At 63.1% G+C, this 26074-nt stretch carries 23 protein-coding genes; 14 read left to right on the top strand and 9 right to left on the bottom strand.

Translation table 11 applies throughout. The features are described from left to right. The first annotated feature begins 130 nt into the window (after positions 1-130). From P0D70_RS03795 to P0D70_RS03785, 3 genes are all read left to right on the top strand, one after another. A complete protein-coding gene (locus P0D70_RS03795) occupies positions 131-1375 on the top strand; it encodes a Crp/Fnr family transcriptional regulator (RefSeq protein WP_408182739.1) in 1245 nt (414 codons plus the stop codon). A 72-nt stretch (positions 1376-1447) separates the two neighbouring features. Then, the gene (locus P0D70_RS03790) at positions 1448-2212 is read left to right on the top strand and encodes a flagellar motor protein (protein ID WP_091807398.1); all 765 of its coding nucleotides are present in this window, start codon (positions 1448-1450) and stop codon (positions 2210-2212) included. 91 nt (positions 2213-2303) lie between these two features. Further along, positions 2304-3005, top strand: a complete 702-nt coding sequence (locus P0D70_RS03785) for an OmpA family protein (protein ID WP_408182737.1) — start codon at positions 2304-2306, stop codon at positions 3003-3005. A 22-nt stretch (positions 3006-3027) separates the two neighbouring features. On the opposite strand, the gene P0D70_RS03780 is transcribed toward P0D70_RS03785, so the two are convergent. The 3 genes from P0D70_RS03780 to P0D70_RS03770 form a co-directional block, all read right to left on the bottom strand. Next, positions 3028-4131 (bottom strand): linear amide C-N hydrolase, encoded by a 1104-nt coding sequence (locus P0D70_RS03780; RefSeq protein ID WP_408182735.1) that lies wholly within the window; start codon positions 4129-4131, stop codon positions 3028-3030. A 194-nt stretch (positions 4132-4325) separates the two neighbouring features. Further along, the gene (locus P0D70_RS03775; RefSeq protein WP_408182733.1) at positions 4326-4574 is read right to left on the bottom strand and encodes a DUF4148 domain-containing protein; all 249 of its coding nucleotides are present in this window, start codon (positions 4572-4574) and stop codon (positions 4326-4328) included. Between the two features lie 207 nt (positions 4575-4781). After that, positions 4782-5321 (bottom strand): thioredoxin family protein, encoded by a 540-nt coding sequence (locus P0D70_RS03770; RefSeq protein ID WP_091807406.1) that lies wholly within the window; start codon positions 5319-5321, stop codon positions 4782-4784. A 209-nt stretch (positions 5322-5530) separates the two neighbouring features. Between P0D70_RS03770 and P0D70_RS03765 the strand changes: the two genes are divergently transcribed. The 4 genes from P0D70_RS03765 to P0D70_RS03750 are packed head-to-tail and all read left to right on the top strand — an operon-like array spanning position 5531 to position 8085. Further along, on the top strand, positions 5531-5902 hold the full coding sequence (locus P0D70_RS03765) for a GFA family protein (RefSeq protein ID WP_091807408.1): 372 nt from the start codon (positions 5531-5533) through the stop codon (positions 5900-5902). Further along, positions 5899-6021 (top strand): hypothetical protein, encoded by a 123-nt coding sequence (locus P0D70_RS03760; protein ID WP_286162180.1) that lies wholly within the window; start codon positions 5899-5901, stop codon positions 6019-6021. Before P0D70_RS03765 ends, P0D70_RS03760 begins: the two co-directional genes overlap by 4 nt. 7 nt (positions 6022-6028) lie before the next feature. Further along, a complete protein-coding gene (locus tag P0D70_RS03755) occupies positions 6029-6769 on the top strand; it encodes a response regulator (protein ID WP_091807411.1) in 741 nt (246 codons plus the stop codon). Then, positions 6766-8085 carry a sensor histidine kinase gene (locus P0D70_RS03750; protein ID WP_408182729.1) on the top strand — a complete coding sequence of 440 codons (1320 nt, stop codon included), beginning with the start codon at positions 6766-6768 and terminating at the stop codon, positions 8083-8085. The genes P0D70_RS03755 and P0D70_RS03750 overlap by 4 nt, the downstream gene beginning before the upstream one ends. Before the next feature lie 41 nt (positions 8086-8126). Here P0D70_RS03750 and P0D70_RS03745 read toward each other — a convergent pair whose 3' ends face one another. Beyond that, a complete protein-coding gene (locus tag P0D70_RS03745; RefSeq protein ID WP_408182727.1) occupies positions 8127-9800 on the bottom strand; it encodes an FAD-dependent oxidoreductase in 1674 nt (557 codons plus the stop codon). 403 nt (positions 9801-10203) lie between these two features. Between P0D70_RS03745 and P0D70_RS03740 the strand changes: the two genes are divergently transcribed. The 3 genes from P0D70_RS03740 (at position 10204) to P0D70_RS03730 (ending at position 13345) form a co-directional block, all read left to right on the top strand. Beyond that, complete coding sequence (locus P0D70_RS03740; RefSeq protein WP_408182725.1) at positions 10204-12120, top strand: SMP-30/gluconolactonase/LRE family protein; 1917 nt, start codon at positions 10204-10206, stop codon at positions 12118-12120. 94 nt (positions 12121-12214) lie between these two features. After that, entirely contained in the window at positions 12215-12547 is a 333-nt protein-coding gene (locus tag P0D70_RS03735; RefSeq protein WP_408182723.1) for a DUF2322 family protein, read from the top strand. A 42-nt stretch (positions 12548-12589) separates the two neighbouring features. Continuing rightward, positions 12590-13345 carry an IclR family transcriptional regulator gene (locus tag P0D70_RS03730; protein ID WP_408182721.1) on the top strand — a complete coding sequence of 252 codons (756 nt, stop codon included), beginning with the start codon at positions 12590-12592 and terminating at the stop codon, positions 13343-13345. A 147-nt stretch (positions 13346-13492) separates the two neighbouring features. Here the strand turns inward: P0D70_RS03730 and P0D70_RS03725 are convergent, their stop codons facing one another. Next, positions 13493-14059 (bottom strand): VOC family protein, encoded by a 567-nt coding sequence (locus P0D70_RS03725; protein WP_091807425.1) that lies wholly within the window; start codon positions 14057-14059, stop codon positions 13493-13495. 145 nt (positions 14060-14204) lie between these two features. Here P0D70_RS03725 and P0D70_RS03720 point away from each other — a divergent pair, with 145 nt between their 5' ends. The 3 genes from P0D70_RS03720 (at position 14205) to P0D70_RS03710 (ending at position 18060) form a co-directional block, all read left to right on the top strand. Then, positions 14205-15056 (top strand): fumarylacetoacetate hydrolase family protein, encoded by an 852-nt coding sequence (locus P0D70_RS03720; RefSeq protein ID WP_408182718.1) that lies wholly within the window; start codon positions 14205-14207, stop codon positions 15054-15056. Positions 15057-15118: 62 nt separating this feature from the next. Then, the gene (gene mhpA / locus P0D70_RS03715) at positions 15119-16648 is read left to right on the top strand and encodes a bifunctional 3-(3-hydroxy-phenyl)propionate/3-hydroxycinnamic acid hydroxylase MhpA (protein WP_408182716.1); all 1530 of its coding nucleotides are present in this window, start codon (positions 15119-15121) and stop codon (positions 16646-16648) included. Between the two features lie 65 nt (positions 16649-16713). Further along, the gene (locus P0D70_RS03710; protein WP_408182714.1) at positions 16714-18060 is read left to right on the top strand and encodes an MFS transporter; all 1347 of its coding nucleotides are present in this window, start codon (positions 16714-16716) and stop codon (positions 18058-18060) included. A 79-nt stretch (positions 18061-18139) separates the two neighbouring features. On the opposite strand, the gene P0D70_RS03705 is transcribed toward P0D70_RS03710, so the two are convergent. From P0D70_RS03705 to P0D70_RS03695, 3 genes are all read right to left on the bottom strand, one after another. Further along, a complete protein-coding gene (locus P0D70_RS03705; protein ID WP_408182712.1) occupies positions 18140-19696 on the bottom strand; it encodes a PepSY-associated TM helix domain-containing protein in 1557 nt (518 codons plus the stop codon). A gap of 74 nt (positions 19697-19770) precedes the next feature. Then, positions 19771-22185 (bottom strand): TonB-dependent receptor, encoded by a 2415-nt coding sequence (locus tag P0D70_RS03700; protein WP_408182710.1) that lies wholly within the window; start codon positions 22183-22185, stop codon positions 19771-19773. Between the two features lie 82 nt (positions 22186-22267). Then, complete coding sequence (locus P0D70_RS03695; protein WP_408182706.1) at positions 22268-22669, bottom strand: DUF2946 domain-containing protein; 402 nt, start codon at positions 22667-22669, stop codon at positions 22268-22270. A gap of 207 nt (positions 22670-22876) precedes the next feature. Here P0D70_RS03695 and P0D70_RS03690 point away from each other — a divergent pair, with 207 nt between their 5' ends. Next, positions 22877-25021: a tetratricopeptide repeat protein gene (locus tag P0D70_RS03690; protein WP_408182704.1), complete on the top strand. Its 2145-nt coding sequence runs from the start codon at positions 22877-22879 to the stop codon at positions 25019-25021. Here P0D70_RS03690 and P0D70_RS03685 read toward each other — a convergent pair. Continuing rightward, on the bottom strand, positions 25014-25970 hold the full coding sequence (locus P0D70_RS03685) for a LysR family transcriptional regulator (protein WP_408182702.1): 957 nt from the start codon (positions 25968-25970) through the stop codon (positions 25014-25016). The two genes, P0D70_RS03690 and P0D70_RS03685, sit on opposite strands and share 8 nt — an antisense overlap. Between the last annotated feature and the right edge of the window lie 104 nt (positions 25971-26074).

Below are 26074 nucleotides of genomic sequence, written 5' to 3'. Positions count from 1 at the left end.
CGATTACGTTTATTAAAGCTTTGCGTTTTGCATGTCGATATCCAGTCAAATAATCTGGACCATCGGCCACGTGCACGCCCTCGGCAGGGCGCGCGCTGACCGAGGAATTAGCTCTTCGGGGGAATGAATCTTGAATCACCAACGATCGCCATGGTCGCGTACAGCGGCTCCGGGCGAAGTCATCTATTCCGAAGGCTTCGCGGGCGACGCTGTCGTCTACGTCATTGCAGATGGCAAAGTCGAAATCTCCACTCAGTGCGACGAGAAGAAAGTGATTCTCGCCACGCTGGGTAAAGGCGAGTTCTTCGGCGAGGCGGCCTTGTTGCCGCCCGAACCACGAGCGCACACCGCTAAAGCACTGAGCTTCTGTCAATTGACCGTCGTTGCGGCGGATGTGGTGGAGGAGGAACTCGCGCGCGTGTCACCGTTGCTGCGCCATATCGTCCGCACGCTGATCCGGCGGGTCAAGAAGAAGGACGATGTTCTCGCCACGAATACGCATGCCGACTTCCTGCCGGGCGTGGTCTCTTACGCGCACGTTCTCTCCCTGATGGCGGGAAGCGAAAACGCCGACCGCTTCGACGGGCGCCTGCGCCGCGCGCAAGGCGAGGAATTTTCGGTGCCGTTGCCCGAAGTGATCAAGAAGTGTCATGCGATTGCCGGCCATTCGCGTCCGCATGTCATGGCCATGCTCAAACGGATGGAGAAACTCAATCTCGTTTCGCTCGAACCCGGCCGGTCCGATCGCGTGAGCAACACGTCGGCGCGCTATTCGGCGCAGGACGGCGCGACGAGCCGACAACTGGTCACGTTCGATCCGGCGCGAATCATCGAGCGTGCGCAGCAGGTAGCGGACCACGATCTCGATCTTTCCATCAGCAGCGAGTTGGAGTTGATCGAACTGGACGACCTGGAGGCCTTGATCGGCGTCGAGAAGAAGGTGATTCTCAACAAACTGTCGAACGCGGAAATCGCCGAAGACATCTTCGCGTTTCGCAAGTCCAAGGTCTTGAACTACGTCGAGGAAAAGGGCATCAGCTATTTTTCGCGCCGCAATACGCGCGCTCTGAGCGATCTGAAGTCACTCGACGATCTGGAGTTCGTCGACCAGCGGACGTTGTTCGAGGCGGTGAGCGCGTTCGATACCTATGACCTCGCGAAACTGCTTTCCGCGTTGACGGGCCAGCCTGTCGCGGAGCGCCTGCTCTCGGTGATGACCGAAGCGAGAAAGAAAGAGGTCTCGTGGGTCATGCGTCGGGAGATCAAGATCGATCCGCTGGAAATTGCGGAAATCGAAGACCGTTTCCTCGACACCGTGCGAGCGATCAAATCGCCGGTCGCCACTGGCGCGCCGCTTTCTAATCTGGATGTCTGACGCGCGGCACACCGGCGGCGTGCATTGTTTACTGAAGGGTTTGATGGCTCGGGTGGCCATTCGAGAGGACGTATGGATCTTTTGACGCTATTTGGCGCCCTGGTCGGCGTGACGGCGATCGTCGCGGGCTTCTCGCTCGAGGGTGGCCACTTTACCTCGCTGTTCCAGTTGGAGGCGTTTGTCATCGTCCTTGGTGGCACGTTCGGCGCGGTGATGATTCAGAACACGTGGGCGCGGTTTTACGACGGCATGAAGCAACTGCGCCTTGCTTTCGTGAAGGCAAGACAGGTGGATCGCGAGAGTCTGGCCGTCCTGCTGGAGTGGGGCGATCAGGCCAAGCTCAACGGCATGCTCGTGTTCGAATCGATCGGGGCGGGCGGCATCAATCCGTTTGCGCAACGAGGCTTGGAGTTGCTGGCAAACGGCGTATCGACAGCGGTGCTCGAAGACGCCCTGCAACGGGAACTGGTTGCTTATGAACGCAATCACATGGCGGCTGCGCGGATCTGGCAACAGGCGGGCGGCTACGCGCCGACGTTCGGCATTCTGGGCGCCGTACTCGGTCTGATTCAGGTGACCGGCCATATGCTCGAACCCGCGCAACTCGGGCAAGGTATCGCGATGGCTTTCGTCGCGACGCTATACGGCCTGGCTTTGGCGAATCTGGTCTTTCTGCCGTTGTACGGGAAGATCAGGGCGCAGGTGGATAGCGAATTGCGCTTCAGGCGTTTATATCTCGACGGCTTGCTCGCGATCTCGCGCAAGGAGTCGCCTCACACAATCGAAACGCGGCTTGCGGGCGACGTGCGGGAAAGATCGGCCGAGTTGCTGGGCTAACCGGTTCGGACCGCGCCGGCTGCTGGATGCTCGCTGCCGGCGAGCGGCGCGGCGCGAATCACACGTCATTTGAAACGCAGACTTTTCGGTTATGAACATCTCCTCGGGTAACAAGCGCCTCGCTGCGGACAAAACCGGCTATGACGCCGCCGACGAAGGCGAGGAGCAGTCCGGGCGCTGGCTGATTTCCTACGCCGACCTCATCACCACCCTCATGGTGTTGTTCCTTGCGCTCTACGTGCTTCAGCTGGCAAAAACGCGGGAGCTGGAAATCAAGGCGCTGGAGCACCACGCAGTGGCAGAGGCGCCGGCCGCCGGCAACGTCCAACCGTCCCAGAACGCGGCACCTGCGCCGGATGTCTCGAAGAAGCGCTTGCTCGCTCTACTGGAGCCGCTTCAGGACAACCGTCAGATTACGATTTCAAATGCCGCTCAAGGCGTTGAGATTGCCATCAACGCAAAGATTCTGTTCAACTCGGGCGACGCGCGCCTATTGCCCGAGTCATTCGACGTGTTGAACCAGATTGCTCAGGTGTTGCGTGACCGGTCGAAGAACAACATTCTGGTGGAAGGGCACACGGATAGTGTGCCTATCTCGACGGCGAAGTACGAATCCAATTGGGAGCTGTCTTCCGCGCGGGCAGGCGCGGTGGTGCGCTTCTTCGCGGACAGAGGCATCGAAGCGCACAGAATGGCCGCTATTGGCCGCGCCGACAATTTCCCCCTGATTATCGGCGACGACGCGGCCGCACGCGCCGCGAACCGGCGCGTGACCATTCTCGTCGAGTACTGAGCGGCTTTTCCATTCGCGCTAGTCACGGCGCCTTCGCCGCCATGAACTTGAACGAAGGCGTCGGCACGAACGAACCCGATACGTCGCCCGACATCACCTGGCCGCCGTCGATGGTCAGCTTCATCACGGGCGCGCCGGGTTTCAGATTCAACTTGTTAAGCGGCACCCAGAACGTATCGGGCCGCGTCGACGAATCGAAGTAATACACGAGATTCTTCTGGTCGGACACGGTGCGCCAGATCGTCGATGAAATATTCGGCTGACCCGGCGTAGTAATCCCCAGCGGCACACTCACGGCGCGCATCACGCTCATCACGCCGGCCGCGGCCTGAAACGCATACGACTGTTGAGGCACGCCGGCAATATAGTTGGGATCGAGGTGCTTCGGAATGGCATCCATCAGAAACGATGCACGCACGAAGCGATCCGCCGCGCGATTCGTGCCCGGCAAGAAGGTGAGGCCGCCAACGCCTCGCCAATAGGTGTCGAGGGCGAGCTGTTCGCTATAGATAGGCGAATTGGTCATGATCTTGAATGCCTTGCCGTGATGGATCACGAGCTTGCCGTCGAGATATTCGAGAATCGCCGAATCGCCCTGCGAATCCGAGAGCGCGAGGTGCAACGTCAACGGTTTGCCGTTGGGCAAGGGCGGTGCAATGATCTGAAACGGTTCGCGGCCGAGCGCATCGACTGCCTCGGCCACCGTGGCGAAATTATCGAGTGCATACTGCGCCCAGAGACTGATCGACATGGGCGGGCGCGACGCGTCAGGTTTGCCATAATCGGTTTCGGTCAAATAGAGCACGTTGGTCACGAGGCCGCGTTCGTTCATGCCGTCGACGCTGCCGATTTCATAGCCGGATACGACCACGCTGCCGTATTTCGACGTCCAGTGCGGCGTGCGCGGCCCCGCTGCGCCGTCGCGCTCGATCCCGGCGGGAAAAACCCAGAGGTTCGAGCGCATGTCTTCGGACCAATCCATCGAGCGCCCGGTTATCACCGTGCCGTCGTCACCCACATAGAGCGCGCGCGTGCAGCCGTTGGCGAGCGACGAGGCGAACAGGGCAAGCGCAGCGAGGACCGAACCGGCCACGGCATAACGGAGCTTGCGAAGCACACCACACATGACGATCTCCTTGAAACGGGCCCATGGGTATCCATTTCGAATCGGCGGGGCTTGCCGCCAAGGAGAGAATAACGGATTCGTCGAGCGATGCTCAACCTGCGGCCAGCACGTTTAGCGCACGGGCGGATCACACGGCACGTGCGTCACGAGGCGCGCTTTCAGAATAGCTCGTGACGTCCATTCGAGGCACCTGCTCAACCGCCCGCATAGAGTGTCCGATTCAGGTTGGCAAGCTGACCGTCGTTCTCCGCCTGCACGAGTTCCTGGCGAACCTGTGCCCGCGTTTTCTGCGCGCTGGCGGCTGCGTTTGCGGACCATTGCGGCTGCCGCGCCGACGCGGTCTGTGAAGCGTTCACATCGCCGGGAGCCGGCAGCTCCGCGGCGTGAGCAAGACTTCCGAGCACGCTGGCAGCTAAAGTTAAAGCGATCATAGAAACTTTCATATCGTTCTCCTTGAACGGTTGGATAAGAGACGCCCGCAGGTCAGAAGCAAGGGCAGAGGTCAGTACTTGCCGGATTGCGATCGCTTCTGTGAGGCGGCGTTGATGTATTTAACCGTGCGCGCGTATCTGGCATGTGTCGGAAAAACCGCGAATTGCAAGCTTGTGTATCGCCCGAATTCGCGGATACATTTCGACATGAAATCGTGGCTATTCCTTTTGCGCGAGCAATGCCTGAATCTTCGCTTCAGTCTGCGCATAGGCGCCTTCGCCGAAATGGGTGTAGACGATCTGCCCTTTTTTGTCGATCAGATAGAAGGCCGGCCAATACTGGTTCTCGTAGGCGTTCCAGGTCGCGTAACGATTGTCCTGGGCGACCGGATAAGTAATGCCGAAGCGCTTGAGCGCCGACATGACGTTGTCGGTGTCGCGCTCGAACGGATACTCGGGCGTATGCACGCCGATGACCGTCAGCCCCTGGTCTTTGTACTTCTGATGCCAGCTCTTCACATAGGGCAGCGTATTCACGCAGTTGACGCAGGTATAGGTCCAGAAATCGACCAGCACCACCTTGCCGCGCAGTTGCTGCAGCGTCAGCGGACCGCTGTTGAGCCAATTCGAAATACCGGTGAATTCGGGCGCGGGCGCATGGTTTTCGAACGGGTCCGCGGCGAGGGCAATGCTGGCCGCGGTTGCGGCGGCAATCACCGTGACGGCGGCGAGGGTTTTGATCTTGGGTCGGCAGAGCATGTCAGAGTCCTTTCAGGAAGAGGCAAGGAACGGCAATTCGCGCTTCAGCCGCGAATGACCGTATTGGAGCGTGCGCAGGTATCTGGCTTGTGTCGTCCAATCCGCGCGAGTGCAATGTTGTGTATCCGGCCGCCGTCCAGATACACTGCGACACAAATCGCCGTGCGCGCCAGGCTATAAAGCAGGCATTGCCAATCACGGAGAGCATCATGAGCGCCGACTTGCTGCATGGGTCCTGCCACTGCGGGGCCGTCAGATTCGAAGTGCGAACCCCGATCGTCCCCGCCGGGCGCTGCAACTGCAGCCTCTGCCGCCGCAAGGGCGCATTGATGACGCCGCTGTTTCCGGCGAGCCAGTTGAAGATTCTGAGCGGCGAAGACGCGCTGACGCTCTATCAATTCAACACGCGGGTGGCCCGGCATTTTTTCTGCAAGCACTGCGGTATTTATCCGTTTCATCAGACGCGCAAAGACCCGCTGCAGTGGCGCGTCAACATCGGTTGCCTGGAAGGCGTCGATCCGTATAGTCTGGAAGCAGCGGTTGCGGACGGCGCCAGCCTGTCCGTGCTGGAGGACGCATGAAACGCCTGCTCGCCATCCTCGTATTCGTATCCGGCGGTCTTGCCGCCGAACTGGCGCATCCGGTGCACTGTTCGCTGGTGGGTGCGAGCCGGACGCAGGTAAAACGCCAACGGAGATGATCCATTGATGGAAACGATCGACCACGTGCTGATCGTCGACGACGACCGCGGCATCCGCGAACTGCTCGCCGGCTACCTCGAGAAGAACGGCATGCGCGTCTCGCTCGCGGCGAACGGACGCCAGATGCGCGCGGTGCTGGAGCAAGGCGCGCCGGATCTGATCGTGCTCGATCTGATGTTGCCCGGCGAGGACGGTCTCGTGCTGTGCCGCGAGCTGCGGGCGGGCAAATTCCGTGCGGTGCCAGTGTTGATGCTGACTGCCCGAAACGAGGAAGCCGATCGCATTGTGGGTCTGGAGATGGGCGCCGACGACTATCTGCCCAAGCCGTTCGCCGTGCGTGAGCTGCTCGCCCGCATTCGCGCCGTGCTGCGCCGCGCGCGCATGCTGCCGCCCGGCATGCAGGTGACGGAGTCCGCGCCGATGCTGGCCTTCGGCGACTGGCGGCTCGACACCACCGCGCGCCATCTGCTCGACGCCGAAGGCACCATGGTGGCGTTGAGCGGCGCCGAATACCGCTTGCTGCGCGTGTTTCTCGATCATCCGCAACGCGTGCTGACGCGTGATCAACTGCTCAATCTCACGCAAGGACGCCAGGCCGATCAGTTCGACCGTTCGATCGATCTGATGGTGAGCCGTTTGCGCCAGCGCCTGCGCGACGTCGCGCGCGAGCCGCGTTACATCAAGACGCTGCGCAGCGAGGGCTATGTGTTTTCCGCGGCGGTGACGGCACTCGAGGACCCCCAATGAGCCGTTGGTCATGGTTGCGCTGGCCGCGCACGCTGTTCGCGCGGCTCGCGCTGATTCTTTTCGTCGGCCTCGCGCTCGCGCAGACGCTGTCGTTCTGGCTCACGCTGACCGAACGCGACCAGACCATGACCAACGTGATGATGGGCTACATCGAGCGCGAAGTGAGCAGTTCGGTGGCGCTGCTCGATCATTTGCCGCCCAATGAGCGCGCGCAGTGGCTGCCGCGGCTCGCGCGCCGCAGCTACGAGTTCATCCTCGGGCCGGGCGTGCCCGGCGGACCGGTCGATGCGCGTCTGTCCGCGCGGGTGGCGCAATCCATCGCGGACGGCATCGGCACCCGCTATCCGCTGACCGTGAATGCAGTGCCCGGTGACAACGAGCGCCTGCAGGTTCATCTGCGACTGAGCGACGGCTCGCCGCTAACGATCGATATGCGCCCCATGTCGGGCGCGCCGCTGTCGCGCTGGCTGCTGCTTGTGCTCGCGCTGCAGCTCGCGGTGCTGGTTGCGTGCTGCTGGCTGGCGGTGCGGCTCGCGACGCGCCCGTTGCATCAGTTGGCGGTTGCCGCGGATGCGCTCGGCCCCGACCTGAAGGCGGCGCGCCTGCCGGAGGACGGACCGTCGGAAGTGTCGCGCGCCGCGCGCGCATTCAACGCGATGCAGGACCGCATCGCTACCTACATGACCGAACGCATGCAGATTCTGGCGGCCATTTCGCACGATCTGCAAACGCCGATCACGCGGATGCGCTTGCGCGTCGATGTCATGGACGACGACGAGCAGGGCGCGAAGCTGCGCCAGGATCTGCATGAGATGGAAAGCCTGGTGAAGGAAGGCGTGACCTACGCGCGCACGCTGCACGGCGCGACTGAAGTGCCATGCCGCGTCGATCCCGACGCGCTTCTCGACAGCCTCGTTTGCGACTACGTGGACGCCGGCCAGGCGGTCAGCCTGGAGGGACGGCTCGGCGTTTCGCTAATGACGCGTCCGCAGGCATTGCGCCGCATACTCGGCAACCTGGTGGACAACGCGCTGAAATTCGGCGGCACGGCCGAGATCACCGCGAGCACCTTGCCCGGCGGGCAGACGCTGATTACCGTGCTCGACCGTGGCCCCGGCATACCGGCGGAGTCGCTGGAGGCGGTGTTCGAGCCGTTCTACCGGCTCGAAGCCTCGCGTAATCGCGACACGGGCGGCACGGGCCTGGGCCTTGCCATCGCACGGCAACTTGCCATGGCGATGGATGCGACGCTCACGCTGCACAATCGGCCCGGCGGCGGTCTGGAAGCGCGTTTGACGTTGCGGAACGTGCGTTAGACAGGTTCTCGTTCGAGCGTCGCCGCGTCGTCAGCCCGCCCTCAGCGATCGAGCGCCAGATATTGATGCAGCGACTGGATCGCCGCAGCGCCTTCCCCAACCGCGGCTGCCACACGCTTGACCGAGCCGCTGCGAACGTCACCCACCGCGAAGATGCCTGGCCGGCTCGTCTCCAGATAATGCGGAGGACGCTCGGAAGGCCACTGGTGGAGCGCATCGGGGCCCGTCAGCACGAAGCCGTGTTTGTCGAGCGCGACGCAATCGCCGAGCCAGGCGGTACTGGGTTGCGCACCGAGAAACAGGAACACGTGACGGATCGGTTTTTCCTCGAGGTATCCCTGAGTGTCCCATTTGATCGACTCGAGCTGTGCTGCGCCGTTCAGTTCGACAATCTGCGTGCGCGAATGAACGGTGATGTTGGCGGTCGCTTCGATCCGTCTGATCAGATAGTTCGACATGCTCGCCTGGAGTCCGTCGCCGCGAATCGCGATATGAACGTGCCGCGCGAATCCCGATAGAAACACGGCGGCCTGGCCGGCCGAATTGCCGCCGCCGACGATAACCAGTTCTTCGTTATTGCAGAACGCGGCTTCCATGAACGTCGCGCTGTAGTAGATTCCGCGGCCTTCGAATTGTTCGAGGCGCGGCAGCAGCGGTTTCCGATAGCGTGCGCCGGTTGCGATGACGACCGCGCTGGCATACACGTGCTCGTCGTAATTGAGGCGCAGGTGAAAGGGCGGCGCGCCTTCGCATTCAATGCCGAGCGCCTCGATCGGCACGCCAACTTCGGCGCCGAATTTCCGGCATTGAGACAGGCCGCGGCCGGCCAGGGCCTGGCCCGAAATTCCGGTCGGGAATCCGAAGTAATTTTCAATCTTCGAGCTGGTGCCGGCCTGGCCGCCCGGCGCCTTCGTGTCGAGCACCGCCACCCTCAATCCTTCGGAGGCCGCGTAGACCGCAGCCGCGAGACCGGCCGGCCCCGCGCCGACCACGACCACGTCGAACCGCTCGCCGTTCAGCCGGTCGGGACTCAGGCCGATCGCGTCGGCCACTGCGCGGTTGGTCGGCTGCTTGAGCACGGCGCCTTGCTGCGTGATGATCACCGGTATGTCGGCTTCGGTCGCGTCATAGCGTTCGAGCAGCGCGCCGGCTTCTTCGTGTTCGACGATATCGAAGTAGGCGAAAGGCTGAGCGTTGCGGCTCAAGAAATGCCGCAGAGCGAGCGTGCCCCACGACGCCGAGCTGCCGATGACCAGAAGCCCCCCATGCTGATCCTGAATGAACGCGACACGCCGCAGGATATAGGCGCGCATGATCGTTTCGCTCAGTTGCGCCTCCGCGACGACGAGCGCGCGCAGTGATTCCTCGTCGATCACGATCACCTCGCAATCGCTGGTGGCGCGTGCGGTCGAGACCGCGCCGCGGCCCGCGAGCGTGCCGACTTCGCCGGTGAAGCTGCCGGGGCCGTGCTCGCCAAGAACATGGCGCTTTTCTCCGGCGCCGCGCGTGACTTCGATCGTTCCGGAGACGATGGTGAACATGGGGATGTGCCGGTCGCCTTCCGAGAACAGCATGTCGCCCGCTTTCAGGCGGCGCCGTTCACCATAGCGCTCCAGCACCGCAAACTGACCTTCATCGAGCCGTGGAAAAATCTGATGATGACGGCTGCCGCCTGCCACCAGGTCTTCGAGTCTGCTTGACGATTTATGACCCATTGCATGTTCCGAATAGAGGACGCGTAGTGCGACCGTACGTGAGCTTGCCGCCAGATATCGCACCGGCGCAAGCATTCTGCATTACCGGAAACGAAGGCGGACCGCAATATCCGCAGAGATTGTGCGCCTGAGTCCGGTGCTCGGTAAAGTGCGGAAAAGAGGGGTATCTTGCTCGCGGCGCGCATCGGCAGAACGATCACCGTGATGATGCTGCTCACACTCTTCACGTTGTCAAGCCGTGTCGCGACGACGAAAAAAATCCTCCGCGAATTTCTTTTCTTTATTTATATCCGCGTTGCATTGATTGTCCCGTCACCTCAGGTATATATCTTCACATCAATTAGCTTCTGTCATATCTGTCGAGGTAGATTGTCCTCGAATGTTCCTCCGGAGAGCATCACCTATGGTCAAGCACCGAATCCGTGCTGCCTTCCTATGCGCGGTAATCGCGATGTTTGCGCAGACATGTCGGGCGCAGTACACCACCGACTGGTTGGCGAACACATTCGGCACGCTCGCCGCGCACGTGGGCAACACAGCGCGCTCGATGTGGGTCGCGCCTGAAGGCGTGATCTACACGGCTTCACTGTGGGACGAAAACGCGGGCGGCGTCGCGATCTACCGCAACGCTCAGAGCATCGGCTCGATCGGAACGCATGCCGACTTTCAGGGCAGCGCCATTACCGGCAATGCCACGTCGATCTTCGCAGCATTGCAGTACAACAGGTCGTTCGGCAGCGGATCGGTGGGACGCTACAACCGGGCTACGCAAACGCGCGACCTCGTCATTCCCGTCAGCGTGTGGACCGGCATACCGCATGCGGATGTCATCACCGGCCTCGCGACGGCGGGCTCGCTGCTGTATGCGAGCGACTTCTTCGGCAGTCGCGTGCGGGTCTTCACGACCGACGGCGTCTGGCAGCAGGACATCAAGATAGCGAGTCCCGGCGCACTGGCGCTGGATAGCGCCGGCAATCTCTGGGTCGCGCAGCAGAGCGCGGGCACGATCGTCCAATTCAGTCCGGCTGGCGCGTTGCTGAATACGATTCAGATGCCCGCTGCGTCGCGGCCGTCCGCGCTCTATTTCGATGCGGCGTCCGGGCAACTCATGGTCGGCGACCAGGGGCCGGACATGAACATCAAGCGCTATACGATCGCGGGCACGCCGACGCTCGCCGGCACGTTCGGCATTCAGGGCGGTTATCTCGACACCACCAGCGGTATCAAAGGCCAGGTGGGCGACAAGCGTTTCACACGCGTGGTCGGCATCGGCAGGGACGCCGCCGGCAACCTCTATGTGCTGAACAACCCGTGGGGCGGCGGCTGGGACCTCGGGCGCAACGGCGCCACCGACCTGCACGCGTACGACTCCGCCGGCAATCTCGAATGGAAGCTGCAGTCCCTCAACTTCGAGTCGATCGCGGCGCCCGATCCGTCGACGGACGGCGCCTACTTCTACAGCGGCATGCACATTTACACGGGCACGGCGGGCGGCACGTTCGTCGCGAACACGGTCGATCCGTTCACGTATCCGTCCGACCCGCGCCTGAACATGAACGACACGCAGCGCGGCCAACACTTCGGCCAACTGGTCACGGTAGGCGGCAACCGGATTCTGGTGGCGTCCGGACAGAACCCCGGCATCTTCAACTTTTTCCATTTCAACCCGGCGAGCGGCTATATCGCGATACCGGACGTGTCGATTCCGGGCACGGCGTTCAATACGGACCGTCAGGTCACGGGCGGGTTTTGCATCGACAGCAGGGGCGACGTGTGGGCCGGTCTCGACCGCACGAATCACATTTATCACTATCCGCTGAGCGGTTTCGACGGTAACGGAAAACCTTCGTGGGGTCCGGCGGTCACTATCTCGATTCCGCAGAGCATCCGGCCGCTCACGCGCATCATTTACCTCGCGGAGAGCGACACCATGATCCTTGCGCAAGGTATAGCCGGAAGCTGGGACTGGACGGCCATGCAATCGAGGATCGAGGTGTATCACGGCTGGAGCGCGGGCAACACCACGCGGCCCGATCCGGTGATCAATCTGACCAGCGCCAATCCCAAGTCGATCACGGCGGCGGGCAATTATCTGTTCGTCGGCTACGTGCATACCGTGCCCAATATCGACGCCTTCAATCTCACTACCGGCCAACTCGTCACCACGCTGGTCAATTCGAGTCCCGCAACCGTGGATGTCGGCAACGACGTCGATTCGATGTACGGCCTGCGCGCGTATCTCAGAGCCGCGGGCGAGTACGTGATCACGAAGGACAACTACAACGGTTCCAGCATCGTGGTGTATCGCTGGACGCCCTGACGGCCGTGCGCCTGTGCCCACTGTGATTGAACGACACCCTATCGGATAAGATACGGCCCGCGCCGCATTTTTCCGAATAGAAGGAGTGTTTTCAATGATCCAACCGAGCAACGTATTCAAGGACAACCTCGCGCAGATGCCCGGCATCGAGGGCATCGCGCGCATCGACCTGGTCGACGGCAAGGGTGCCGTGGTGGCCAGCATCGAGAACAAGCCCGGCAAGCAGGGCTCGCTCGCGGTGTACAACTATTTGCAGCAGACGTTCGGCACGCTCGATGCCAAGGCGGCCGAACACGGCCTCGTGGTGTTCGCCGAGCACACCGCCGACGCGCGCAATCGTCCGGGCGCGCACCCGAACGTCGACATCCTGCTCGCTATCGCGGCGGGCGGTGAAGCGCTGCGTATCGACGTCGTCGCGGCAGGCTGAAGGCTATAATTTCGCCACCTCACCCGGAAAGCCCTCTCTTCGATGTCGAGCATCGCCAAGCTTCTCTCCATACTCGAACTCTTTTCCGAAGGGCGGCCCTTTCTCTCCGCGGAAGAGGTGGCTGCCGAGCTCGACTGCTCGATTCCCACCGCCTATCGCTATGTGCGTGAACTGGTCGAGTCGGGCATGCTGGTGCGCTTCTCCGGGGGCGAATATGGACTCGGTCCGCGCATCATCAAGCTCGACTACAACCTGCGCATGTCCGATCCGTTGCTGAAGGTGGGGCAACCCATCATGCGCGAACTGAGCGAGCATTCGGGCTTCGACGTGGTGATGTCGCGCTGGTACGGCGACGAACTGGTGGATACGCACCGCGAGAGCCTCGATTCGAAGCTCGATCTGCGCTATGGGCGCGGGCGTCCCCGGCCGTTGTTTCTCGGCGCCGCGCCGAAGGCCATTCTCTCGACCTTCCCGAAGGCGAAGCTCGCGCTGCTATTCGAGCGGCACGCCGCCGACATCGCAACCAGCGGGCTGGGCCCGAGTTTCGAAGACTTTCGTTCCGCCTTGCACAAGATTCGCCGGGCAGGTTTCTATCTGTCGAAGGGCGAACTCGAAGCAGGCGTCTCGGCTATCGCCGCGCCGCTTTTCACCGACGATCAGGGCGAAGCCGTCGGCTCGCTCGCGCTGATCGTGCCCACGCCGCGGCTCGAATTCGTCAACCTGGACCGGCTTGTCGAATTGATTCGCGAAGCCGCCGCCCGCACGTCGCAGCGCACGCGCGCGGTGATTTCCGGCTGAGCGCGTTGCCGGCGATGTGTCGGTCTCTACGCCGGCAGCGCCACGCTGCCGTGCCGACTCATGCCGCGCCACGCCGGCACTCCGCCACGCACCGCCACGCCGGCTGATCCATCGCCACGTCGCTTCACGCAACGGCATCGCCACGCATCAGGCGATGCCCATTCGCTTTGCCATCTCTGCTTCCCACTCCGCGCGCGGGCGAAAGCCCGGCAACCCGCGCGCATGCCGTTCCACCGATGCCATCAGTTGCGCATCGGGCAGTGAGAAATCCACGGCCACGCGCATCGGCTGATCCACGTACCACGGCGTGTCGATAAACAACTCCAGCCGGTTTCCCTCCGGATCGCGCGCATAGAACGAGATCGCGTTGCCGTGCGTCACCGGCGTGATCTCCTTCGCGTCTTCTTCGATAAAACGCCGGTAGAAGCGCTTTAGCGACGCCAGGCTGTCCGCCTCGAATGAAATCTGGTTGATCGGATTGAACGCTAGGTGCTCGGGCCTGCCGCTCGCCAGCACGATCTGATGATGGACGGCCGGATCCCGGCTCAGGAATACCAGCCGTACGTCGCCACGCGGCGTCGACAGACTGCCGCGGTCGGTCACGGTGAACTCCAGCACGCGTGTGTAGAAGTCTTCGACCCGCGCCATGTCGCTCACGTAAAAGCCCATGTGGCTGAGCGACAGGCCGGGGCGCCTGGTCTTGGTCGAAGTCATGTCTTCCTCCTTGGTAGTGATAAACCCTGATAAAAAGTATCTTGTAGATCGCGTTTTTATCAGTGTATTCTCAAATAACGATAAAAACATCAAAACAAAAGCCAAATTTTTCGAAGCGATCGTTTCTTTTTATCCACGGAGCAACATGAAACTCGTCAGCTTTTCCACCCATGAAGGACCGTCCTTCGGCATCGTCCGGGATCAATCGGTGATCGATCTCGGCAAGCGCCTGAACGGACGCTTTGCAGATCTCAAGGCCCTGATCGCCGCCGATGCGTTCGACGAAGCCCGCCGCCTCGCGACAAGCGGCGCGAGCGACTATCCGTTGAGCGAGGTGACGCTCCTGCCGGTCATCCCGAACCCCGGGCAGATTTTCTGTGTGGGCCTCAACTATGCGGAGCACGTGAAAGAGACCAACCGTGAGACGACCGAGAACCCGGTGATCTTCATGCGCGTGCCGGCCTCGCAGGTCGGCGCCGGCCAGCCGATGCTGCGGCCGCCCGAGTCGACGCAGTTCGACTACGAAGGCGAGATTGCCGTGATCGTCGGCAAAGGCGGGCGGCGCATTGCCGAGCAGAACGCGTGGGAGCACATAGCGGGCTACGCCTGCTACAACGACGGATCGATCCGCGACTGGCAGCGCCACACCGGGCAGTGGGGGCCGGGCAAGAACTTCTACCGCACCGGCGCATTCGGTCCGTGGATGGTGACGAGCGACGAGATCGAACCCAATGCCACGATGACCCTGAGCACGCGCCTGAACGGACAGGAAGTGCAACGCGCCACGACCGACATGCTGATTCACGGCATCGCCAGACAGATCGCCTATCTGTCGACCTTCACGCCACTCGCACCCGGCGACGTGATCGTGACCGGCACGCCGGGCGGCGTGGGCGCGAAGCGCAATCCGCCGCTCTTCATGAAAGCGGGCGACGTGGTGGAGGTCGAAGTGGACCGCGTCGGCATTCTGTCCAACCCGATCGCCGACGAGGCCTGAGCGCGTTCGGCCGGCGCGCTGGCGGGTTCGCCGCGCCGGCCCATCATTGAAGGCGGAAATCCATGTCACAGCCAATCCCCAACCCCGACGCCTGCGAATACGACGTCGCCGTGATCGGCCTGGGCCCGAGCGGCGCCACGCTCGCCAACCTGCTCGCGCTCGACGGTTTGCGCGTGCTGGTGCTCGAGCGGGACCAGGACATTTTCGCGCTGCCGCGAGCCGTGCACTTCGACGCGGAATGCATGCGTGTATTCCAGACGATCGGTCTCACCGATACCTTGCTGCCGAACCTGTTCGTCGGACCCGGCATGAAGTTCGTCGACGCGGCCGGCCGCTTGCTGATCGACTGGCAGCGGCCTACCGGCGTAGGTCCGCTCGGCTGGTGCGCGAGCTACAAGTTCCATCAGCCCGATCTCGAACGCGCTCTGCGTGCGCAGCTCGCGAAACAGCCGACCATCGACGTGCGCCTGCGGCACGAAGCCTTCGCGCTTGATCAGACCGCCCACGGCGTTGCGCTTCGCTTCGAAGACACCCGCACGGGCAAGCTCGGACGAGCCACCGCGCGCTACGTGGTGGGCTGCGATGGCGCGCGCTCCATCGTCCGGCGCTTCATGGGCACCGAACTCGACGATCTCAAATCGCACGAGCGCTGGGTCGTCGTGGATGTGTTGCTCGACAAGCCGCGTCCCGACCTCGGCGACTACTCGATCCAGTATTGCGACCCCACGCGGCCGAGCACCTATACGCGCGGGCCGAACAATCGTCGCAGGTGGGAGCTGATGGTCATGCCAGGCGACGACACGTCGAAGCTTTCATCGCCCGAGTGGCTGTGGGACAAGCTCGCTCGCTGGGTGACGCCGGCCGATGCCACCCTCGAACGTTCAGCGGTGTACACGTTTCACTCGGTGGTGGCGAAGGGCTGGCGCAACCAGCGTCTGCTGCTCGCCGGCGACGCTGCGCATCAGACGCCGCCGTTCATGGGGCAGGGCATGGCGGCCGGCATCCGCGACGCGAGCAACCTTGCGTGGAAACTCGCCGCGGTGATTCATGGCGAAGCGGACGACACGCTGCTCGACACCTACGAATCGGAACGCTCGCCGCATGTGCGCGAGTTCATCGAGACCGCCGTGCAACTCGGCGCGGTAATCCAGACCACGCCTTCGCACCCTGCCGATCCCGATGCCGCTGCCGGCGAAACGAGCCGGGCGATCCGCGCTTTCGTGACTCCGCAGCCGCTGCTGGGCGAGGGCGCGCATCTCGGCCCCGCTCAGCCGCAGGCAGGCAGCATCGCCGCGCAGCCGCGACTGTCCGATGGACGCCTGCTCGATGACGCCATCGGCTACCGCTTTGCGCTCGTGGCGTTACCGAAAATCCTGCATGACCAGCCCGGCCTCGCCGAACTCGCGGCGCTCACGGACATGGCGCTTGTCGCCGATGGCTCCGCGGCGCTCGGCGCGTGGCTCGCTGAGATCGGCGCGAGCGCCGTGCTCATCCGGCCGGATCGCTACATACACGGCGTGGCCCATGACGATGCATCGTTGCAGGCATTGCTGTCGCACGCGTTCGCGGCTTTGCCGACCGAACACGCTTGAAGGTGTTGCCGGCAGTCACATACGTACTGGCCAGTAGAAGCCAGACACTCATATCGGAGGAGTCAATGGAAGCAACCCAACACGAAGTCAGGGCGGCGCAGCGCGCCGCGTCTCGCGGCATTTCCCGCGCGCAGTGGAAGATGATCCTCATCGCGAGTCTCGGCGGCTCGCTGGAGTTTTACGATTTCATCGTCTACGGATTTTTCGCGCATTACATCGCCGCACAGTTCTTTCCCAACGCGTCGTCGGTGATCAGTTTGCTGTTCTCGTTTTCCGTTCTTGCGATCGGCTATGTGATCCGTCCGCTCGGCGGTATCGTCCTGAGCAGTTGGGGCGATCGCTATGGGCGCCGGCCGGTGTTCCTCGTCTCCATCGTCGTCGTGACGGCGGCCACAATTTGCCTGGGGCTGCTGCCCAACTATCAGAGCTGGGGTGTCACGGCGTCGATCCTGCTCATCATGCTGCGCATGTTGCAAGGCTTTTGCGTGGGCGGCGAGATGCCCGGCGCCATCACGTATGCCGTGGAGGCCGCGCCCGAGCGCGCCGGTCTGGCCGCGGGGATCATCATCTGCGCGGTCAACGTGGGTGTGTTGCTGGCGACGCTGGTGAACCTCGCCGTGCAGACGTTTCTCTCCAGCGCCGACGCCGCCGCATACGGCTGGCGCATCGCGTTTCTGTTCGGCGGTGTGTGCGGGATCGTGTCGTACTGGATGCGGCGCAATCTCGACGAGTCGCCCGAATTCGAGCAGATGCAAGGCGCCGTCGCGAAGCAGCCGTTTCGTGAGACGCTGCGCAATCACAGCAGAGCCGTGCTCGCCGGCGTCATGTCGATTGCGGTGATGGCTGGCGTCAATGGCATTCTGTATGGGCACATGCCGGCGTTTCTGGTTCAGCAGCTGCACTATGCGCCGCGCACGGCGGCCATCGCGCAGAACGCGTACCTCGTGGTCAGTTCGTTTGGGCTGCTGTTCGCGGGCTGGCTGGGCGACAGAGTTCCGCGCCGGCATCTGCTGCGCCTGTCCGCGCTGTTGCTGATCGTGCTGAGCTATCCGTTCTATGTCGCGCTCAGCACTCATACGGTCGACCCCGTCGTGCTTTTCGTGCTGGCAGCGCTGGTGTTTTCGCTGGCAAGCGGTACGTGGGCGTCGGTCCTCGCCGATCACTTTCCGGTGCAGATCCGTTTCAGCGGCATTGCGCTGTCGTATAACGTTGCGGTAGTGGCGTTCAGCGGATTTGCGCCGTTGCTCGCGACAGTTCTGATCCGCGAGACCGGGTCGCTTGCGGCGCCCGCGTATTACGTGATCGGCGCCTCGGTGGTCACGTTGCTGGCGTCAGAGCGGCTGCAACAACACCGCCGGCACGATTGCGACCCCGCACAGCGCGGGCACGATGTCGGGACTGTGCAACGGTAATGCCCTCAACCGGAAGCTCGGCTCGCTGTGCCGTCGGTGTTCGGCGCGGACTCGCCAGTGATGTATCACGGGCGCTGGCTCATTGTCCCGCCCGCCCTGTCTGGCCGGCGGGGACGTGTCGCGCAGCACGGCCGAATATTGTGCGATCCGCGAGCCATACGGCGAGCAGCGTGGCGCCCATCAACGGGAAGACGACGCCGAGCAGAACGAGCCCGGTTTTCCAGCCGCGCATGGGCGGTGCGGCCCGTTCGCGCGAGGGCGCGCCGAGCGAGCGTTGCGGCCGGCGCTTCCACCACATCACGCACCCGGTAACGGCCATCGCCGCGAGTCCGAGAGAAATGACGGCGCACAGCAGTTGATTGGCGAGACCGAAATAACGGCCCATATGCAGCGACGTGCCGTACGAGACCGCCTTCGACACCGCGCCGTAATCGCTATAGCGAATGTCCTTCAGGATCGCACCGCTGTATTGGTCGATGTACAGCGTGCGCTCGGCTTTCGGGTCGCCCGGAAAGTACGAGATGGTGTAGACGCCGGTCGCGGCGGGCGGCAGCACGATGTTGTAGCCCTCCGTCAAACCGAGCGATGCGGCGAGCGCGATCACGCGTCCAAGCGGCAGCGGATGCGCCGGGCGAGCATCGGCGGAGACGGAATTGGGCACCGGCGTGTTGCCGACGGCCCAGGGCGTGAGCGGCAGAGGCAGGTCGTCCATTACCATGCCGGGCATCGAGTCCATGTCGGCTGCGGCTCCGTGGTGGCCCGTGTGGCCGGTATGTTCGGCATGTTCGTCATGTGTCGCGTTCTGCGTACGCGTATCCGCTTTGGCGGCTTGCAGGCCGACCGCGCCGGGCAGTGTCGAATGCAACGCGAGGCCACCCCAGGAGCCCGGCGGCGCGCCGAGATTCGCCGCGCTCGCGAGCGCCTTGAACTGCTTGCCCCAAGAACCCGTCCAGGGCAGCCCCGTCAATACGAACGCCAGTGCGCCGAGCGCGAGCCAGATGCCCATCACGGCGTGAACGTTCTTCCACAGCGCGCGACCTTTCAAAGCGAAACGCGGCAACAGCGCTTGGCGAGCCGTGGTTTTCTCACGCGGCCACCACAGTGCGATGCCGGTGCCGATCATCACGAGCGTCCAGCATGCGGCGAGTTCCATGAGCAGTTCGCCGGGTTTGCCGAGCAGCAGCTTGCGGTGAAGCATGCGGTCCACTTGCATGAAGCGCTGTTCGACGCTCAACGTGCCCAGCACCACGCCGGTGTAGGGGTTCACATAGACGCTCTGTTTATCGCCGTCCGCGAGACGGAAGACGAATTCCGCGCTGCGCCGCGGGTCGCTCGCGACGACGGCGCTCACCGCGGCCGCGCTCGGCGGCATGGCCGAACGCGCGTGGGCAAGCAGCGCTTCCGCGGGCAGCCTGGGCACGGCCTGCGGTGCGACGACCAGACGCTCCGGATAAAGCAACGGTTCGATTTGTGGCTTGAAGCAATACAGCGTGCCGGTGATCGCGAGCACGACCAGAAACGGCATCACGAAGAGGCCTGCATAAAAGTGCCAGCGCCAGAGCGTGCGGTAGCCCGGGTTGGCCGCGCCGGCCGCCGGCGTGACACGTGGCCGCTCTGTGGTGATGGTGGTGGACATGAAATCCTCCTGGAGCAAAAAATGAATCGATCGGTTCGAACCGCACACCTTGGCGTGCGGCGGGTCCAGCGCGCTCACATGCGCAACTTCGCTTCCACGTAGAAGGTGCGGCCGGGATACGGGTGATAGACGAAGTAGCGGGCGTCGAACAGGTTGTCGACGCCGATGCCGACTTCACTCAGCTTCGTCGGCTTGTAGGTGAATTTCGCATCGGCCACCGTGTACGAACTGGTGCCGCCGAACACGTCCGGATTCGTGTCGGTATTGGTGAGCGTGTTGTACTGACGCCCCGAATAGCGCGCGGCAAGTGTGAATGCCGCACGTTCGTCGAAGTGATACGTCGCGGCGAGATCCACGCGCCATAGCGGAATCCGGTAGAAATACTTGCCGACCGTGGCGGGGTTCTGCGCGTTGGCGAGAATCTTCGACTGCGTGTACGCCACGCTCGCCAGCAGGTCGAGGCCGCGCATCAGCACGTCCTCACCCGAATAGCTCGTTTCCACGCCACGTGAACGGACCTTGCCGATGTTCTGGAAGTTGGTGACGTTGGGAATCACGGTCGTATCGGTCTGGCTGAAGATCGTGTTCTTCACGTCGTCCTGAAACAGCGAGAGGCGGAACACGCCGTTCCAGTGCGCCCATTCGGCGGTCAGTTCTTTGGAGAGATCGTCTTCGGGCTGCAGATTCGGATTGTTATTGACGATCGTGGAGCCGTTGATTTTTCCCTGGAACAGTTCGCTCACTGTCGGAAAGCGGTACGCGCGGCCAATGGACGCACGCAAGGTCAGGTCGTCGGTGACGTCGAACGACAAGGAGGCTTTCGGCGAGAAGTGATGCTGGCTCACGTCGCTGTAGGCGAGCGTAGTGCCGGCCAGCGACTGCGACCCGCCATAGGCCTGCCAGTCTTCGTGACGCACGCCGTAGACGAGCTTCCAGCGCGGCAGAAAGCGCCATGCGTCCTGCACGTAGAGCGCCTGGGTTTGGGTCTTGCCGGCGAACGCATTGGCGAACGACGTAGCCGCGCCGTCGCGCCAGTTCAACGTGTTGTAGCTCTCGTTGTCGAGAAAGTAGTTGTCGTAGTGGTAGCCGAAGCTCAGCGCGTGATTCGCGAGCCCCGCCTGATTCGTCGCGGGCGTATAGGTGCTGCGCAGATCGAGCGTTTTCCAGCCGGTGCCGTCGCCGAAGATCACGGTGCCGGGACCGTTGCCCGGCGCGCCGGAATTCGCGGTGCGCGCCACGCTGTTGCCGATGTCGTAGTACGAAGCGATTGCCTCGCCATTCCAGCCCGTGGCATTGCGCGTTTTCAGCGACACGCCGTACAGCCAGTTCTCGCTATGACCAAGACTCGGAGCCAGTGCGGACGCGGGAATCGTGTATTCATAGCCGTCGATCGCGACTTTGCCGCTGTAGACCGGATTGCCGTTCGCATCGCGCAGAAAGGTCGATGTCTGGCTGTTATAGGTCTGATGCCAGTAGCCGAGCGTGAAGCCGCCTTGCAGCGTCGGCGTGAAGTCGTACTGCATCTTCAGCTTGAACTGGTCCTGCACCGTGTGTTCGATGCCTTCGCCGTTCACGCCGAGCACCGCTGTCGGCGTATTGGTCTGGTTGTTGTAGAAGTACGCGCCGGTGACGGGCGTGTCGCCGGCTTTGGCGGGCGTGCTGGATTTCGCCAGCGTGGCGAATTGCAGCGGCTGGCTGGTGTTTTCCAGGTGATTCACACCCAGCAGATACGAGAACTTGCCGACGCGGTCGCCGATCGTCGCGCTTGCTTCGCTGCCGTTGAAATTCTGATTCACGCCGAACAGGCTGAAGTGCTGGGTGAAGCCTTTGACGTCGGCGGTCGCTTCGAACTGTTTCGGCATGCGTGTGCTGATCAGCACGGTCGCGCCGAGTGAATTGCCCGGATAGAGCGCGGAAAATGGCCCGTAGATCACGTCGACCTGCTGGATCTCGTCGGGAAACACCATCGACCAGCGCGGTGGGAACGAATAACTGCTGCCGAGCAGATTGCTGAGCAGCAGACCGTCCGCGTAGACGAGACCACGCGCGCTTTGCGTGTTGCTGGTGCCGCGCACGGCGATGATCGAATTCAGATCGCCGATAAAACGCTTGCGCACGGCGAGGTTCGGCATGTACTTCAGCACGTCTTCCGTATTGACGACGTTCCAGTTGCCGAACTGCTCGGGGGTGACCGTTTCGACCGAGGCCGGCAGGTTGGGATCGACGGCGCGCGGCGAGGCGAGCGCATTCGCACTGACGCTGACCGCGGGCAGCGTGGTTTCGGCGCTCGCGCTTTGCGCATGAGCAGACGAGGCGAGCAGAGCCGGCACGACCGCTGGAACGATAGCGGGCAAACAGGCTGGGAACAGCGACTGGGGCAGCAATTGAAGCGAGAAGCCAGGCAAAAAGCCACGCGAAAAGCGCGGTGGAATGCCGCGCGCGCCGCGGCGGGCGCAAGAGGGCAGCCTTCGCAGGACGAAGTTGAACATGAACGTTTCCTTGATGCATGGAACAGGCGATCGCGCGCCCCCTCGACGGGTGCGGCGAATGCGCGATCAGGACTGGCAGCGATCAGGAAACGGCGGGCGGAGCTCTGGGACGGCCGGACGGAAATGCGCCGAGCGGCGTGAAGCGGGTGGAGAGGCTCGGCGGCGCGGTGCCGGCAAGCGCGAGCGCGGGCGGCGGCGCGACGACGGCGACCGCCGGCATGGCGACATGGTGTTGGAGCAGATGACAGTAGCCGCACGCGCCGAACGCGTCGTCATGGCTCAAATGGACCGGCGCCGGAGCGGCCTGGGTCGCCGCGCTCGCCATGCTGAAATCGCGTGGCTGGAGCGTTGAACAGAGCGCGGCGATGGGTTCGTGCGCGCGGCTGGACACCAGCATCTGACTCACGAGCGGCGCGAACACGACGAGGCACATGGCGAACAGGCCAAGCCAGGCAGTCATGCGGTTGCGGGAGCGTAGAGTCATGGTGATGGGCGTAAAGACGCGGGCGATTCTAACATCGCCGCGCCCGCTTTTATCGCGTGATCCAGGTGTGATCCTGGATATAGCGAGGGATTAAAAGCCCGAAAGCCGTTCATTTCGCCGCGTTACAGGTGTGCCGATTCCCTTAAGCTGCGTGGTACATCTCCCGCTTTTCCGGCCGGATCGCCGCCGATCCCGGTGACACGACTCATGACCGACACGCAGTTCGCTTCCCCGCTCGACGACCTCAACCGGCAGGCCGTCGCGCTGTTCTCGGCCGCACGATTCGCCGAGGCTTTGTCGATGGTGACGCCGCTGCTCGAAGCGGATGCCGTGCCGGACGACGCGCGGGCCGACGCATGGAACATTGCCGGCGCGTGTTCGTTTGCCTTGCAGCGCCCCGCGGATGCGGAAAACCAGTGGCGCCGCTGTCTGCGCATCAAACCCGGTTATGCCGAGGTGTACGGCACACTCGGCATGCTGCTCAAGTCGCAAGGCCGTTTGTCCGCGGCCAAGGCGATGTACCGCAGACTGGTCGCGTTGCGGCCAGGCCACGCCGACGCCCACAATCATCTCGGCGCGGTGCTCCATGGCCTCGGCTACAGGGATGAGGCGGAGGCATCCTATCGCGAGGCGCTGGCGCTTCGTCCCGACTACGCCGAAGCGCACTATAACCGCGGCATTGTGTTGCACGAACTGGGCCGCCTTCGCGAAGCGGAAGCGGCGTTTCGCCACGCGCTGTCGGGACTGCCGGATCACGCCGAACTCCACAACAACCTCGGCAGCGTGCTGATGGAACTGGGCCGTCTCGCCGAAGCGGACGATGCCTACCGCGAAGCGCTGAGAATCCGGCCGCACTATCCGGAAGCGCTCAACAACCTCGGCGGCGTGCTGAAGGCCACGTTCCGTCTCGCCGAAGCCGAACTGGCTTTTCGCCTTGCACTTGCCATTCGTGCGGATTATGCGCAAGCCCACCTGAATCTCGGCACGGTGTTCGCTGATCTCGAACGCTTGCCCGAAGCCTCGGCCGCTTACCGCGAAGCCATCGCTCAACGCCCCGACTACGCCGAAGCGCACTACAACCTCGGCGCGGCGTTGGCGAGGCAGGAGCAGCTGTTCGAGGCCGAAACGGCTTATCGCGAGGCGATTCGCCTGCGGCCCGATCTCGCTCATGCGCACAACAACCTGGGTTGCGTGCTTCGCCGGCTCGATCGTCTGCCGGCGGCTGTCGAGGCATTCGAGCGAGCGCTCAGCGTGGGTCCGCAGCTGGCGGAGGCGCACTACAACCTCGGCGCGGCGTTGGCCCAGCTCACGCGACTGCCCGAGGCCGAAAACGCGTATCGCCGCGCGCTCGCTATACGTGCCGATTACGGCGATGCGCGGTTCGGCCTGGCTGTCCTGCTGCTCGGCATGGGCCGCTTCGAAGAGGGATGGCGTCTGTACGAGAGCCGCTACGCGCAGCCGGCCTTCGTTCATCACGCGAGCGCGTCGATGCTGGGCTGCCCGCAGTGGCAAGGCGGCCCGCTCGCGGGCAAGTCCTTGCTGGTGTGGCAGGAAGACGGCCTCGGCGACATGATCCAGTTCAGCCGCTATTTCGCTTTGCTGAAAGCACAGGGCGCCTCGCATATCGCCTTTGCCTGCGCGCCGGCGCTGCACCGGCTGATGGCCTGCGTCGATGGTGTGGATGCGGTGTTCGATCACGACACCGCACACGCGCGCGCGAACGCTTACGATTGCTGGACCAGTCTGCTGAGCGCGCCGCTGCATCTGCGCACGAGCGTGGCTACCATTCCGCGCGCCGTGCGTCTCACGGTCGAGCCGTCGCTGGTCGAACGGTGGCGGCCGATGCTGGATGCGCTGCCGCCCGGCCGCAGGATCGGCCTGGTGTGGAAGGGCAATCCGAACCATCATAACGACACGAATCGGTCGATCCCGTCGCTCGCCATGCTGGCGCCGCTCTGGAGCGTGCCGGGCGTGAGCTTCGTGAGTCTGCAAAAAGGCCGGGGCGAAGACGAGGCGAAGAATCCTCCCGCCGGTCAGCCGCTCGTCGACCTCGGATCGCTAGTGACCGATTTCGCCGACAGCGCCGCGATCATCGCGCAACTCGATCTGTTGATCGGCGTGGACACCTCCACCGTGCATCTGGCCGCGTCGCTCGGTAAACCGTGCTGGGTGATGTTGCCGGAAAAGGATATCGACTGGCGCTGGATGCACGAGCGCAGCGATTCCCCGTGGTATCCGCACACGCTGCGCCTGTTCCGGCGCGCGCCGGGCGAGGACTGGTCGATGCCGGTCGAGCGCGTGCGTCAAGCGTGCGCGGAACGATTCGCTACCGTGGGCCGCGCGCTCACGTGACGCGCGCACCACGCTTGCGAGCCGGTTGCGTTGCCGTGTGAAAGCGGTCCTCGATCGTCTCGATGGCCTGGCCGAGAAACTGCAGGAACATGCTCATCGCGACCGTGGTGGTCAGATCCGAGCGCTGATACAGGCAGCTGGACGATTGTGCGCCCGCATCGGCAAGAGGTGTCCACGCCAGCTTACGCTGCGCGACATCTTCGGCGACGTTCTCCGCGATCAGAAAACCGATGCCGACGCCGTCCGCCACGAGCCGGCGCACCATGGATACCGAGCTGGTTTCCACCAGCGGACGCGCCTTGCGCCGTTCGCGGTGATCGATCTGATCCACCATGGCGCGCAACTCGGTGTCCGGCGTCATCAGGATGAGCGGGTAGTCGAGGCACTCGCGCAGGCGTGGGCGTTTCTGCAGTTTCGTGAGCGGATGCCCCGGTGGCGTGACGAGACCAAGATGTTGCGTGAACGCGCGCACTTCCACCACACCGGGCGGCGGTTTGCGGCGCAGGCCGTAGCCGATGTCCGCTTCGCCGGTTTCCACCCACTTCAGGATGCTTTCGCCGTTGCCCGAGCGCACGCTATAGGTCACGCCCGGATAGCGCTTCATCGCCGCCTGGATCGCATCGGGCACCAGTTGTTCGGCCGACGAGGGCGACACCGCGAGATTCACATGCCCGCGACGCAGCGAGCGCAGATCTTCGACTTGCGTCATGGCGTTGTCGAAATCGCGCTGGCCGCGCCGCACTGCGGCAATGATGATCTCCCCCGCCGTGGTGAGCTGCATGCCGCGCGGCAAGCGGTCGAAGAGCGGTGAGCCGACCTGTTCCTCCAGATTCAGAGTCTGCTGGTGCACTGCGGCAGCCGTCAGGTGCAGCGCTTCGGCCGCCTTGCGAATCGAACCTCGCCTGACCACCTCGTCGAAACAGCGGAATGTCTGTGATATTGGACGCATGCATGTACCGTATAGTTTTTTCGTACGGCCTGTAAAGAACAATCAGATTTTCCTGACGGCTCGAATAGCCTAGATTTTGCTCCATCATCTTAACGGAGCGAAAC

The organism is Paraburkholderia sp. RL17-381-BIF-C, from assembly GCF_046026435.1.
Classification (GTDB): domain Bacteria; phylum Pseudomonadota; class Gammaproteobacteria; order Burkholderiales; family Burkholderiaceae; genus Paraburkholderia.
The sequence above is the reverse complement of the archived record's forward strand: the minus strand, read 5'-3'. Positions and strand labels throughout refer to the sequence as shown.